Below are 973 nucleotides of genomic sequence, written 5' to 3' on the forward strand. Positions count from 1 at the left end.
GAGATCATTGCATGTGCTGCTTGAGGAGTGTCATGTAAGTCGCACTGCCGAGCGCTTGCACGTAACTCAATCTGCGGTCAGCCGCCAATTAGCCCAGCTTAGAGAGCTTTGTGGCGATCCGTTGCTTGTCCGTCAGGGGAACTTGCTCATACCCACACCTCGAGCGTTAGCGTTAAAAGCTAAACTTGATGATTTGCTGTCTGAGTTTGATCATCTGCTTGATGATAAACCGTTCGAACCGGCAGATTGGCAAGGTGAGTTAGTTGTCGCGTCTAGTGACTATGTTGCTCAGTACGTTCTTCCAGATATCGCTTCCCATTTAAGCCAACTCGCGCCGCAACTGGATATGGCTTATCGCTTATGGCAACCAGATTTTCTCGATAAGTTGCATGAACTGGGTATCCACATCGCATCGTCCATGTACCCTTCAAAACCAGAAGGCGTTTCAAGCGTGAACATTGGTTCTGATACCTCGGTGTGTTTGATGAAAGCGTCACACCCGCTAGCGAGTTATAAAGAGCTGACGGTGGATGCTTTACTCAGTTATTCGCACATAAAAGTTACGGGTGGCGGCGATAAAGATTCAAGCACCGACACGGTTTTAAAAGAGATGGGGTTGGCGCGACATATCACATTTAAAGTCCCATTTTTCTCGGCGGCGGTTAATCGCCTAGTCTCAAGTGAACATTTGATGGTCGTCCCTGAGCATATCGCGGTGAACCTCGCTAAGCATTGGAGTTTGGCACATAAACCTCTGCCATTTGATACTCAAATCCATCAATACTGGCTGATGTGGCATCCAAAGTACGATAACGATCCTGCGCATCGTTGGATACGGGAAACGATGCAAAGCGTTATGCAGCAATCAGAATACTCTATTCACTAGACTATGAGTTTCAATCATGACTTTCATGATTAACTTTGATTTCAGTTTATATCACCTCTATTGATAAATTAACGTCAAAGAGGGGAG

1 protein-coding gene is annotated in these 973 nt (G+C 46.1%); it reads left to right on the forward strand.

The genetic code is table 11. The annotated features are described in order from the left end of the window. Window positions 1-886, forward strand: an 886-nt coding sequence (locus R8O11_RS25605) for a LysR family transcriptional regulator (protein WP_318194660.1), incomplete at its 5' end; no start/stop codon positions are given. Between the last annotated feature and the right edge of the window lie 87 nt (window positions 887-973).

The sequence above is a fragment of the Vibrio sp. 1288 genome (assembly GCF_033344475.1).